The following is a 12,737-nucleotide window of genomic DNA, read 5'->3' as shown; positions in this document are numbered from 1 at the left end:
AAGCCGGCGGAAACGCCGGCTTTTTCGTCAGTAATAATCCTGCAAAAATGCCGAGAGCGAATCCGGATCGTAAATGTCATTGCCGCCCAGCGGGGCGTTCAGCATCGTCAACGCATTGGTCTTGTAATCGGCCTCGACATTGTTGGGCGCGGCGCCCAGCGGCTGCGACAGGATCGAGCGATACGACAGATAATTGTCCTTGTTGCCGACGAAGATGCAGACGCATCGCTTGGGATCGGCAAACAGATAGCGCGCCACGCCGTTAACGGTGTGAATCACGAAACGATGCGGCGGCAAGGCGTGCAGCGCTTTCTCCCCCTTGGGTCCGTTCGCCAGTTGCACCTTGAACCCGGCGGACGAGAGATAAAAATCATTCTTGTCCAGAAAGGAAAGGCTGAGTTCCTCATCGGCCAGCAGCGGGCTGCCCGACAGCAGCGAGATCAGACCTATTCCAAACGACAGGCGTCGCGTTGTTGTGAAATTCATGAACTATCCTCCAGCCGGAACCGAGGATGGGCCGGGGCCATCGATCGATCAAGGGAAAATGAAAGGGTCGGCGAAGGCCCGGGAATTTTGAACCGATATCGATTCCAAAGCGACTAATCGTCATCACCACATGCGTTGCACAAGATGTAGTGCGGTCATAACGCGCCATCGACAAACGATCTTACAAACACGTCATGATGCAAAGCATGAAGAAAATATGAATTGAAGAATTCTGAATCCGCGCACGCCGATTTGCTTTCTTTCACTCTCACTCGACTCACAACCGCCTCAATGCACCTCGATGGTGCGCCAGCCATTCAAGCAAGGAGACGCGCATGATCAATCGTCCGCCAGAAACTTTCAGCGCAGAAACCGTGGCTGCCTTACGCGAAGTGCTCAACATCGCCGTCGCCCAGATCGCCGAGCAGAACAGAACGCCCGCAACCAAGGCCAAGATGGCCGAGACCATCGTGCGGCGTGCCGCCGAAGGCGTCACCGACGCCGTCGATCTCGTCACGTTTGCAGTCCGCGAGGGCGAAACGCCTGCGGCCTGACGCACAAAGACGGAAGGAAGAGAGATGCAATGCCCGGTCTATGCCGGGCATTTTCATTTTGGCTTACGCTTCGACGGGAGCCTTGATGCGCGGCGCCTGCGTCGCGAACTGCTCGTCCTGCGGCTTGGACGGCAGGGATCCGAATGCCTTGGCATGATCGATCACGCGCGCCATCAGCTTGAGGCCGAGCGGCGCCAGCGCCCGCTCCCAGAGTTCACGCGCGGTTTCGCCTTTCTTGACGAAACACCATTCCTGCGCGGCGATCGCGCCGCCATCCATCTTCTCGGCGAGATGATAGATCGTGCCGCCCGTCACCGGGTCGCCTTCATTGATCGTCCACTCAACCGCGGCGATGCCGCGATGGCGCGGCAACAGCGAGGGGTGATAGCCGATGCCGCCGAGACGCGAGGCCGCGAGCGCCTCCTCCGTCACCTTGGCATGGCTGTGCGCGGTGATGATGAGGTCGGTGCCCGGCGGAATCTCCGAGGCTTCGATCACCTTGGGGTGGGCCTGCACATGAACATGAAGCCCCGCGGCGCGGGCGGCCGCCGCCAGACGATCCTCGCCGTCGGCCACGATCACGCCCGCGATCTCCACGCCATGGGCGAGAAGCATCTCGAGCGTTTTCACTCCGAAATGACGGGAGCCGGCGAGCGTAATCCGCAAGGTCATTGTCCCCAGGCTGAGAAGGCTTCGTTGAAGGTGCGCTCGCCCGGCGAGCCCTTCTCGATCGACAGGATGGCGCGCTTGCCGTTGCCATAGACAATCGGAATGTCGAGCGAGGAACGCTCCTTCAGCACCTGAATGTTGCGGGCGCGATCGACATCGACATTGGAAAGACCGATCAGGAAATAGCCGTCCTGCACCTTGACCGACGTGGCCGCGAGCGGCGTGCCGCGCGGCTGATCCGGCGATTTGGCGTAGACACCCGGCACATTCGCGATCGTGGTACCGAAATCGGGGCCGACCGTGAACACGATCTCCATCGTATGGCTGGTCGCCGGCATCGACGGATCGGTGTTGCGCATGATCGTCAGCGCCACCTTCATCTTGCGGTCGGGCAATTCGACGTCGGCCTTGATCGCGGTGTCCGGCTTCTGCTTCGGCGACGCCGCGACCTGATCGAGACGCCACACCACAGTGCCGACAGTCTGCTTGCCCTGCGGATCGGACGAATCCTCTTCATAGAGGATCGCGCGCTGCGCGACCTGCGCGACCTGCTGGTTGGAATCCGATTGCCCGACCCGGTCGGTAATCTTCGGACGGACGCCGGTGTCGCTGCCTGCCCCGTTCTGTATCGCAGTCCGCGGCGACGACTTGAACATCGACTTCATCGACGCGCCGTACTTCTGATAGCCGAGAATGCCGCCGCCGATCAGAATGAGCGCCAGACCCGCGAACAGCACGCCCTTGAGCGGAAAACCGCTGCGCATTTTCTCGGGACCGCTGTCATAGCCGCGCCGCACTTTCGCGGGCGCAGGCTCGTGGCCGGTCAACTCCTCATAGGATTCGTCATCGGGATAGCCGGAATACGCACCGCGTTGTTCCATGTCCGGCTCGGAACGATCGAACTCCGGCGTCGGCGAGGACACGTTGGCAAACGTCTTGCGTGCCGAGCGGTTGGCCTGCGAAGCGGCGCGGCCGAGTTCATCGGTATCGGCGACGACATCGCGGAATCCGCGCGTCCCGACGCCACCCTGCGGATGTGGCGGACGACCCTGCCCCTGACCTGCCGGTGCATGCGGCTGCCCGGAAAATGAATCCGGCTCCGGCCCGCGCGGACGGCCGGGGACGCGAGAGCGATCCTCGAAAGGCGGTGGTGCATCGTTACGCGATACAGTCGGGCGAGCCATCGGAGCGCCGGGCTGCGCGGCACGCGCACCGGTCGCGGCACGCGCGCTGTCCCGCAGAATGTCGCCCCGGCGCGGACCTTCGCGGGGCGGGGCTTCCGGCCTGCCGCGCGGCGGCTCGGAACGATGCGATTCTCCCCGCATGCGATGAGCGGCTTCCGCCTCGACCTTGCGGACGGCTTCTTCCAGCGCAAGGCGCTCGCGGGTGATTTCAGCTTCGGTGAGAGGCGGCTGCACGCCGCGCAACTGGGCGATCAGCGCCGTACGGGCGCGCTCATACAAAGCACGCCGGCTTTCCCCTGAAGCGTTGGGATCGAGGCCGGCGACGGCACGCGCGATGAGGGGATAATAATCAGCCATTCTTGTTCAGCCGGCGAACCCTTTACACAACCCGATTGCCGAGGCGCATGTTTGTCATGACATCACGCCTCGAATGGATTTTGCACCAGAATAGTATCTTCGCGTTCGGGGCTTGTGGAAAGCAGGGCAACCGAACACCCCACCAGTTCTTCCACACGCCTGACATATTTGATCGCCTGTGCCGGAAGATCCGCCCACGAACGCGCGTTCGCGGTCGGCTCCTGCCAGCCTTCGATGGTCTCATAGATCGGTTTGACCCGCGCCTGAGCACCCTCGCCTGCCGGCAAATGGTCGATCTCTTTACCATCGAGCTCGTAGCCGACACAAACCTTGATCTCCTCGAAGCCGTCGAGAATGTCGAGTTTGGTCAGAGCGAGGCCGTGAATGCCGCAGGTGCGAACGGTCTGACGGACCAACATCGCATCGAACCAGCCACAGCGGCGCTTGCGGCCGGTGTTGACGCCGAATTCGCGGCCGCGCTGGCCGATCAGTTCGCCGGTCGCGTCGGTCAGTTCCGTCGGGAAAGGACCCATGCCGACGCGCGTGGTGTAGGCCTTGCAGATGCCGAGCACGTAGCCGAGCGAACTCGGGCCCATGCCCGAACCGGTCGCTGCCGAAGCCGCGACCGTGTTCGATGAAGTGACGTAGGGATAGGTGCCGTGATCGACATCGAGCAACGCGCCCTGCGCACCCTCGAACAGGATGCGCTTGCCCTCGCGGCGCTTGTGGTCGAGCAGATTCCAGACCGAATCCGCATAAGGCAGCACCTGCGGCGCGACTTCCGCGAGTTCTTTCAAGACCAGACCCGGATCGATCTCCGGAAGCGAAAGACCCCGTCGCAACGCATTGTGGTGCGCCAGCAACCGCTCGATCTTGTGCGGCAAGGTCTGCGGATCGGCGAGATCCATCAGGCGGATCGCGCGGCGGCCGACCTTGTCTTCATAGGCGGGGCCGATGCCGCGCTGGGTGGTACCGATCGCGGTCGCCTTGCTGGCGTTCTCGCGCACCGCATCGAGCTCGCGATGCAGCGGTAAAATCAGCGTCACGTTTTCAGCGACGCGCAGATTGTCGGGAGACACCGCGACGCCCTGCTCCTTCAGCCGCGCCACTTCCGTGACAAACGCCTGCGGATCGAACACCACGCCGTTGCCGATGACCGACAGCTTCGAGGGCCGCACCACGCCGGATGGCAGCAATGCGAGCTTGTAGGTCTTGCCGTTGATGACAAGTGTATGGCCGGCATTGTGCCCGCCCTGGAAACGAACGACGATGTCAGCCTGCTCTGACAGCCAGTCGACGATCTTGCCCTTCCCTTCGTCGCCCCACTGAGCGCCGACGACCACAACATTAGCCATTGGGGTAAGCCATTTTCGGAAGCATCCTTACGTTCATCTCAAGCAACCGGACACGGCTGCGCCTACCGGCAGGAACGCTCGCATGCCAGGCCCCCACCCGATAAAGGATGATGGGATGTGACGCAAGCAAAACAGCCCTCTGACGGAGGCATGACCATGTCGGCAAACTATTGATATCCCCAGATAAATCGTAACATTGCCGGAATTCCACCGACTCACTGGTACCACTGCCGACATGACCCCGCCCAAGCCGCTTTTTCCGTCCCTGCGCCTGATGGACAGGCCCTATCTGTTGCTCTGCCTCACCATGCTGTTCTGGGCGGGAAACATCGTCATCGGCCGCTATGCCGCCGGGCAGATTCCCCCGATGGCATTGTCATACCTGCGCTGGCAACTGGCTTTCCTGTCCCTGCTGCCGTTCGCATGGTCCGGCCTCGTCGCTGATTGGCCAACCATCCGCCGAAACCTCGGCATGATGATCCTGCTCGCCTTCACCGGCGTCGCGACCTTCAACACGCTCGGCTACTGGAGCCTGCAATACACCACGGCGCTCAACGCGCTGCTGCTGCAATCCTCCGGCCCGCTCTACGTGGCCCTGTTCGCGCTGGTGCTGTTCAACGTGCGCCTGACATGGATGCAGGCGTTCGGCATCGTGATTTCGCTGACGGGCGTGCTAACCATCATCCTGCAAGGTCAGTTGTCGACCCTGCTGCAAATTCACTTCAACAAAGGCGACATCGGCTACACCGTGGCGCTGTTCGTCTTCGGGCTTTATTCCGCGCTCGCCTCACGGCGGCTGGCGCTGAAGCAGCTCTCCTTCCTCGCATTCAACTGCGGGGTTGGGTCGCTGTTCATCCTGCCGCTGTTTTTATGGGAAATGGCATCAGGTCGCGTCACGCCGCTGAATGCCCACACCATTCCGATTCTCGCCTATGTCGCGATCTTCCCCTCGACGCTCGCCTATCTGTTCTACAATCGCGGCATCGAACTGATCGGCGCCAACCGGAGCGCACCGTTCCTGCATCTGATTCCGGTGTTCGGATCGGCGATGGCGATCGGGCTGCTCGGCGAGGAGCCGCATCTGTATCATATCGTCGGCTACGCACTGGTGTTCGCCGGTGTGGTGATCGCCGCGCGCAAGCCGAAGCAGTCCTGAGTAAAAACACCGCGGGGGCCGCCGCGAGAACGGCTTCACCAATGGCTGCGCTTCGGCCATGCAGAAGACACCGCCGCCCTTCGGAAACCTCCGGTCATGGATACGCTCAGAATGATGATCCGTTCGGCCTAAAGCCTGTATTCTGCTCGCGGAACGGATTTCTCAGCGTGGTCGCTGCAGTGTCCGGCTTGCTTCCCGGCACCGGGAAGGCGTAACCGATGATTGTCTTGATCACGATACGATCCGAAGCGGGCGTGAGGCCATATCCCACGCCGAAGTTCACATCGAAATCACCGGCCTTGAAGTCCGTTACCGCGAACAGTGTGTGCTGCTGATCGCGGACCGCCGCGAAGCGGCCGATCTCGCCGAAATCCGCGTAGTATTCGAGGCCAACCTGCACATCCGGCGCAACCTTCTTCGCTGCCCGGAACGCCGGAGCGAAATCCGCTTCACCCAACCGGCCAAGCCCGATGTCCACGATCGGATTCACGATGAACTCGTAGTCGCCTTTTCGCATGCCGATGATCGGGCGAATTTCGAGTCCCCATCGGGTCTGGGAAAATTTCGGCGTCTCGTAGCCCAGCTCAAAATTGACGCCGTAGAAGAACTCACGCTGGCCGGCGTTGGGCGACACAAAGAGGGTTCGCAGCTTGAAGCCGTCGGACAGGAATTGCCGATCCTGCACGGCGAACGGCAGATAAAAGCCGAGCTCCCACCAATCCGTCAGGCCGTAGGCGAATTCCGGCGTGCCATTGAGGCTGCCATCGGAGCGAAAGCTTCCCGGAAACGGCGGCAAGGACTGACCGCGCGACATAATTGAGGTGCTGCTGAATGGTCCATTGGCCCACCGCCGCAATCGACGCGTCGTAGACCTGGATCTCATCTGTCGCATGGGCGGCGGTGCCAGAGAGGCCAAAGGCCGCTGCGGCACCGATCAGAATATGCCTGATGACACAACGGAATCGCGCTGCGACCGGACAATCCACCTTATTCGCCCCCGTCGCTGTCTTTGCAGCCTGCTATAATTAGAATGATTCTAAATTAATTATCGTCAGTCATCCTGTCAAACGCGAAAGGCGGCTGCACCCATCCGGTTGCAGCCGCCTTTCAAAGTTTAGGAGAAGCCCTTCAGGGCTGACGCGTTCAGAACGTCAGCGCCTTTGCCTGCTTCACATGCGGCAGCTTCGCGACCTTGGCGAGAATCTCGGCAGGCACCGGTCCATCGACCTCGACCAGCGCGATGGCGTCGCCGCCCTGCTGGTTGCGGCCGAGATGGAAGGTCGCGATGTTGACCTTGGCATCGCCAAGCAGCGAGGCGAACTGGCCGATGAAGCCCGGCTTGTCCTCGTTGGTGATGTAGATCATCGACTTGCCGAATTCGGCATCGACGCGGATACCCTTGATGTTGACGAGGCGCGGCGCACCGTCCGCATACACCGTGCCGGACACCGAGCGCTCCATGTTCTCCGTGGTCACAGTGACGGTGATGACGCTCTCGTAATCGCTTTCCGCCGCGCGCAGCACTTCGTCCACCACCATGCCGCGTTCCTTGGCGACGACCGGCGCGGACACCACGTTGACGTCGCCCAGCATCGGACGCAGCAGGCCGGACAACGCCGCCGCCGTCAGCGCCTTCACCTTCATCTCGGCAACGGCACCTTCGTAAGTGATCTGCACCTTGGCGATGTTGCTCTCGGTGAGTTGACCCGCGAACGAGCCGAGCTTTTCCGCCAGCTCGATGAACGGCTTCAGTTTCGGCGCTTCTTCCGCCGTGATCGACGGGAAATTGATCGCGTTCGAGATCGCGCCGGTCAGCAGGTAATCCGACATCTGCTCGGCGACCTGCAACGCGACGTTCTCCTGTGCTTCCGAGGTCGATGCGCCGAGATGCGGCGTGCAGATCACGTTGGGGTGGCCGAACAGCACATTGGCCTTGGCCGGCTCCTCGACGAACACGTCGAACGCCGCACCCGCGACATGGCCGCTGTCGAGCGCGGCCCGCAACGCCGTCTCGTCCACAAGACCGCCGCGCGCGCAGTTGATGATGCGCACGCCCTTCTTGGTCTTGTTGATCGCGGTGGCGTCGAGAATGTTGCGGGTCTTGTCGGTGAGCGGAGTGTGCAGCGTGATGAAGTCGGCGCGCTTGAGCAGGTCGTCGAGTTCAACCTTCTCCACGCCGATGTCCTTGGCGCGCTCCGGCGACAGGAACGGATCGAACGCGATCACCTTCATCTTCAGGCCAAGCGCGCGGTCAGCAACGATCGCACCGATATTGCCGCAGCCGATCACGCCGAGCGTCTTGCCGGTGATCTCGACGCCCATGAAGCGGTTCTTCTCCCACTTGCCGGCCTGCGTCGAGGCATCGGCCTGCGGAATCTCGCGCGCCAGCGCCAGCATCAGCGTGATCGCATGCTCGGCGGTGGTGATCGAATTGCCGAACGGCGTGTTCATCACGATGATGCCGCGCGCGGTGGCGGCGGGGATTTCGACGTTGTCGACGCCGATACCGGCACGGCCGATCACCTTGAGGTTCTTGGCGTTGGCGAGAATCTTCGCCGTCGCCTTGGTGGCGGAGCGGATGGCGAGGCCATCATAGTTGCCGATGATCTCGGCAAGCTTGTCCTTGTCCTTGCCGAGCGCGGGCTGGAAATCGACGTCGACGCCGCGATCCTTGAAGATCTGCACGGCGGCAGGAGACAAAGCGTCTGAAATGAGAACCTTGGGTTTGGTCATGGGAGTGATCCTGTGTTCGTCATTCCGGGCGCGAACAGCGTGAGCGAACCCGGAATCTCGACATGAAAGGGAAAAGCATCAGAGGATTCCGGGTTCGCGCCTTTGGCGCGCCCCGGAATGACATCGCGTAATGCGTTACGCCGCTTTCGCCAGCGCAGCCTTGGTCTCGGCAAAGGCCCAGTCGAGCCATTGCGTCAGCGCCGCAACGTCGGCGGTCTCGACCGTCGCGCCGCACCAGATGCGCAAACCCGGGGGCGCGTCGCGATAAGCGCCGAGGTCGTAACCCGCGCCTTCCTTCTCCACCAAAGCGACGAGCTTCTTGGCGAAGTCCGCCTGGGCATCGGCGGGCAACGCGGTGATCGCCGGATCGACGACCTTGAGACAGACCGAGGTGTTGGAGCGGATCGACTTGTCGGCTGCGAGGAAATCCACCCACGGCGTTTTCGCCTGCCAGTCGGTCAGCACCTTGGTGTTGGCGTCGGCGCGCGCCATCAGCGCCTTGAGGCCGCCGAGCGACTTCGCCCAGGTCAGCGCGTCGAGGTAATCCTCCAGCGCAAGCATCGAGGGCGTGTTGATGGTTTCGCCGACGAAGATGCCCTCAATGAGTTTGCCGCCCTTGGTCATGCGGAAGATCTTGGGCAATGGCCATGCCGGCGTGTAGCTCTCGAGCCGTGCCACCGCGCGCGGTGACAGGATCAGCATGCCGTGGCCGCCTTCGCTGCCCAGCGCCTTCTGCCAGGAGAAGGTCGTGACATCGAGCTTGGCCCAATCGAGCTTCTGCGCGAACGCCGCCGAGGTGGCGTCGCAGATCGTCAGGCCTTCACGGTCCGCCGCGATCCAGTCGGCGTTCGGCACGCGCACGCCCGAGGTCGTGCCGTTCCAGGTGAAGACGATGTCGGAATTCTTATCGGCCTTGGCGAGGTCGGGAATGTCGCCATAACCGGCGGTCAGCTTGGTCACGTCCTTGAGCTTGAGCTGCTTCACCACATCGGTGACCCAACCCTCGCCGAACGATTCCCAGGCGATCATGGTGACGGGGCGCGCGCCCAGCAGTGACCACAGCGCCATTTCCACGGCGCCGGTATCGGACGCAGGCACGATGCCGATGCGGTAGTCGGCGGGAACTTCAAGCACCTCGCGCGTCAGATCGATCGCGAGCTTGAGCTTGGCCTTGCCGATCTTCGCGCGATGCGAGCGACCGAGGGCAGCGTTCTTGAGATTTTCGGGGGTCCATCCGGGGCGCTTGGCGCAGGGGCCGGAGGAAAAATGCGGCACGTTCGGCTTTGAGCCGGGCTTCGCTACAGTCATGATCTATCCTTCCAGATAGTAAGCCTCCCGTTGGGGGGAGGTGTCCCACTGATGGGGATACGCGAAGCAGCCCGGCCCGGTCAAGCGATTTCGCGGGAGCAGCAATACCCGGCCGCCGATTGTGACAGTTTAGTGAATGTGACAGGGATAGCGGTCAATCACGCCGACACGGAAACCCGCCGATGCCGACCCATGTGCTCCTGCTCGTCCTGTTCGCCGCGATGATGCATGCGAGCTGGAACGCCATCGTCAAATCCGGCGAGAACAAGCTCGAGGAAGCCGGCCTTGTCGCGGGTGCGGCTGCCGTGATGGCGGCCTGCGCGCTGCCCTTTGCCGGAATGCCCGCAACCGCAAGCTGGCCGTGGGTCATTGCTTCGGCCGCCATCCACCAGATTTACTTCATCCTGGTCGCGGCGGCCTATCGCTCCGGAGACATGGGCCACACCTACCCGCTGATGCGCGGGACCGCGCCGCTGATCGTCGCGCTGGCCAGCGCGCAGGTGCTCGGCGAAACGCTGACGCCGGCGAGCTGGGCAGGCATCGGCCTGATCTGCGGCGGCATCCTGCTGCTGGCGATCCATCGCCATGCCAGCCATCGCGCGACGATGATCGCCGTCACCAACGCGATGGTGATCGCGCTCTACACGATCGTGGATGGCACCGGCGTGCGGCTCTCCGGCAATTCGGTGTCCTACGTGCTGTGGCTCAACCTCTTGAGCGGCGTCCCGCTTTTTCTGCTGGTGTGGCTGCGCGACAGGAAGAAGGTGGAGGGCATGCTGCGCACGAGCGGCCTGACGGCTACGATCGGCGGCGGCTGCAAGCTCGGCGCTTATGGTCTTGCGCTGTGGGCGATGACGCAGGCGCCCGTCGCCGCGATCGCCGCGCTGCGCGAAACATCCGTGCTGTTCGGCGTTGCGATCTCGACGCTGATCCTGCGCGAGCGCAGCGGCATGCGCCGCCTCGTCACTGCCGCGCTCATCGCCGCGGGTGCCGCGGCGCTGAAGCTGGCGTGAGTTTTCAGAACGTCAGAACTTGTAGCCGAGGCCGCCGCGCACGGTGTTGATGTTCACATCCGCACCGGCGTTGACGAAGCGAATATACTCCCACTCCGCGCGCGCGAAGACATTGCCGAACAACATCACTTCGGTGCCCAGGCCAGCGGTGTAGCCATAAAGCATCTTGCCGCTTATCCCGTCGCTCGCCGACAGTGTGACGGGAGTAGCGGCTTGCGCCGCGGCCGAATCCGCTCCTTTCTGATCCGAAACGGAAACGGCACTGTAGATATTGCCACGCCCTAACGCGGCACCGCCAAAAACGTAGGGCATGAAATTGCCCCAAACGTATCCGGCACGAGCTCTAATCGTTCCCATATCGCTAATGGATATCGACTTGGACGAATTCACCGTGACGATGTGATAAAGAGAATCACTCGTCAGCAACATGCCACGGCTGACGGGCGCAGAGACGGACGCCCCGCTAAATGTCCCATGCATGTAGTTGGCTTCAACGCCAAGCACGACGTCGTCCCATTGGCTGTTGTAGCCGACGAATCCACCAACCTGACTTTGGTGGGTGTTCGTCTTGCCACCAAGCAGCGGCCACGAGGAAACATTCATCTCGTTTTCGATATTTGTATTGGCAAGCAACTGCGCGATCATCGCGCTATTGGAACTCGAAAAGTTCATATCGGCCGAGCCATAGCCCGCCTGCCCGCCAGCATAGAAGCCCTGCCAGTTGACCACACCGCGGCTGATGCCGACCGGCCCGCGCAAGGCTGAAAAATCCGGAAGATCCGCGGCCTGCGCGGCCTGTGCCGCTCCCGCAACCATCATCGCCACCACCAGCCGACGCATCGCAACGCTCCTCGATACCAACGCTTAACCCTGTCCAATCATGGCCTGTTAACCTTAACCAATCGTGTGCAGACCTCTCCTCGCGCAAAAGAAAACGGCGCGGAAATCCGCGCCGTTCTCAAATTATATCGTGTAGCGATATCAGCCCTTGGTGATGAGTGGCGGCGCATACACCGGCGCCGGATCGATCGCCCAGCGCACGCCGAGTTTCACGTCATGCGATGTGATGTGGTTGAAGTGCATCGCCTGATTGATCGTCGTTCCGTTGGTATTGTACAGGATGCCCGTCGCGCCATTGCCCATGTCGACGTAACGATAGGCCAGTTCCATCGTCCAGTTCGGCGAGATCTTGTAGGCAAGGCCTGCGTGCAAGGCCCACGCGAAATTCCACTTCGAAGCATCGCTCGCTATGCCGGTGAGCGTGCCATCGTCGAGATGATCGTTGAAGCCGCCCAACGTGACACGCGCCGCGCCGATGCCCGCGCCGACGAACGGCGTGATGCACCACCATGTACCAAGATCAGCATAAGCGTTGGTCAGGAAAAGCCATTCCGACTTGTAGCCGTTATAGTTGTCGGCACCGGGGGTCCCGGGACTCGGATTGGCCAAGAAAGTATCCCGCCCGGTATAATTCGATCTGGCGCGATACTCACCCGTCACATCCATGCGGAACCACGAATTGAACTGATAACCTGCGCCGACCCCGAAGATGCCCGCCTGGCCGAAATGCGTGTTCTGCTGCAGAGAACCCGGGACCAGATCGGTATCGTACCGGGAGTAATGCCGGTCCTTGATGCTCTGATTGCTGAGACCGATATCGCCACGCAAATACCAGCCACCGAACTCCACCGGCGGCGGCACGTAAGGCGGAGGCATCGGCAGGTCGGCGGCGAGCGCCGCGCCCGACAACAATGAAGCCGCACCAGCAGCAACAATGGATTTCACGTAACGCATCGGATGGTCCTTTCGTCCAGTGAGGCAGGACGACGCAAAGGCCTCACTCAAAAATCCTCAGTCGGACGATGGCACCAAATGTTTAAGCCGCACTTAACCCTAATTCTTAACCGCGATTTTTAATGCAG

Annotated in this window: 12 protein-coding genes; 3 read left to right on the top strand and 9 right to left on the bottom strand. The window is 61.7% G+C overall.

What is annotated here, in order from left to right:
* Nucleotides 1–27: 27 nt before the first annotated feature.
* Nucleotides 28–486, bottom strand: a complete 459-nt coding sequence (locus AFIDRAFT_RS13135; RefSeq protein WP_009339982.1) for a hypothetical protein — start codon at nt 484–486, stop codon at nt 28–30.
* Between the two features lie 335 nt (nt 487–821).
* Here AFIDRAFT_RS13135 and AFIDRAFT_RS13130 point away from each other — a divergent pair, with 335 nt between their 5' ends.
* On the top strand, nt 822–1,040 hold the full coding sequence (locus tag AFIDRAFT_RS13130) for a hypothetical protein (RefSeq protein WP_009339981.1): 219 nt from the start codon (nt 822–824) through the stop codon (nt 1,038–1,040).
* A gap of 63 nt (nt 1,041–1,103) precedes the next feature.
* Here AFIDRAFT_RS13130 and AFIDRAFT_RS13125 read toward each other — a convergent pair whose 3' ends face one another.
* From AFIDRAFT_RS13125 to AFIDRAFT_RS13115, 3 genes are all read right to left on the bottom strand, one after another.
* Nucleotides 1,104–1,706 (bottom strand): formyltransferase family protein, encoded by a 603-nt coding sequence (locus tag AFIDRAFT_RS13125; RefSeq protein ID WP_040298458.1) that lies wholly within the window; start codon nt 1,704–1,706, stop codon nt 1,104–1,106.
* A 2-nt stretch (nt 1,707–1,708) separates the two neighbouring features.
* Nucleotides 1,709–3,250, bottom strand: a complete 1,542-nt coding sequence (locus AFIDRAFT_RS13120) for a hypothetical protein (protein WP_009339979.1) — start codon at nt 3,248–3,250, stop codon at nt 1,709–1,711.
* Between the two features lie 62 nt (nt 3,251–3,312).
* Nucleotides 3,313–4,605: an adenylosuccinate synthase gene (locus AFIDRAFT_RS13115; RefSeq protein ID WP_009339978.1), complete on the bottom strand. Its 1,293-nt coding sequence runs from the start codon at nt 4,603–4,605 to the stop codon at nt 3,313–3,315.
* A 235-nt stretch (nt 4,606–4,840) separates the two neighbouring features.
* Here AFIDRAFT_RS13115 and AFIDRAFT_RS13110 point away from each other — a divergent pair, with 235 nt between their 5' ends.
* Nucleotides 4,841–5,761 carry a DMT family transporter gene (locus tag AFIDRAFT_RS13110; protein ID WP_009339977.1) on the top strand — a complete coding sequence of 307 codons (921 nt, stop codon included), beginning with the start codon at nt 4,841–4,843 and terminating at the stop codon, nt 5,759–5,761.
* 106 nt (nt 5,762–5,867) lie between these two features.
* Here the strand turns inward: AFIDRAFT_RS13110 and AFIDRAFT_RS13105 are convergent, their stop codons facing one another.
* From AFIDRAFT_RS13105 to AFIDRAFT_RS13095, 3 genes are all read right to left on the bottom strand, one after another.
* Nucleotides 5,868–6,575 (bottom strand): hypothetical protein, encoded by a 708-nt coding sequence (locus AFIDRAFT_RS13105; protein ID WP_009339976.1) that lies wholly within the window; start codon nt 6,573–6,575, stop codon nt 5,868–5,870.
* 329 nt (nt 6,576–6,904) lie between these two features.
* Nucleotides 6,905–8,494, bottom strand: coding sequence for a phosphoglycerate dehydrogenase (gene serA / locus AFIDRAFT_RS13100; protein WP_009339975.1), 1,590 nt, complete (start codon nt 8,492–8,494; stop codon nt 6,905–6,907).
* Between the two features lie 135 nt (nt 8,495–8,629).
* Entirely contained in the window at nt 8,630–9,802 is a 1,173-nt protein-coding gene (locus tag AFIDRAFT_RS13095) for a phosphoserine transaminase (RefSeq protein ID WP_009339974.1), read from the bottom strand.
* A 182-nt stretch (nt 9,803–9,984) separates the two neighbouring features.
* Between AFIDRAFT_RS13095 and AFIDRAFT_RS13090 the strand changes: the two genes are divergently transcribed.
* Complete coding sequence (locus tag AFIDRAFT_RS13090) at nt 9,985–10,815, top strand: EamA family transporter (RefSeq protein WP_009339973.1); 831 nt, start codon at nt 9,985–9,987, stop codon at nt 10,813–10,815.
* Nucleotides 10,816–10,827: 12 nt separating this feature from the next.
* Here AFIDRAFT_RS13090 and AFIDRAFT_RS13085 read toward each other — a convergent pair whose 3' ends face one another.
* Nucleotides 10,828–11,655, bottom strand: a complete 828-nt coding sequence (locus tag AFIDRAFT_RS13085; protein WP_009339972.1) for an outer membrane protein — start codon at nt 11,653–11,655, stop codon at nt 10,828–10,830.
* Between the two features lie 141 nt (nt 11,656–11,796).
* The gene (locus AFIDRAFT_RS13080; RefSeq protein ID WP_009339971.1) at nt 11,797–12,609 is read right to left on the bottom strand and encodes an outer membrane protein; all 813 of its coding nucleotides are present in this window, start codon (nt 12,607–12,609) and stop codon (nt 11,797–11,799) included.
* Nucleotides 12,610–12,737 lie beyond the last annotated feature (128 nt).

The sequence above is a fragment of the Afipia sp. 1NLS2 genome, from assembly GCF_000178995.1.
Classification (GTDB): domain Bacteria; phylum Pseudomonadota; class Alphaproteobacteria; order Rhizobiales; family Xanthobacteraceae; genus Afipia.
This window is presented reverse-complemented; position numbering and strand designations above follow the sequence as displayed.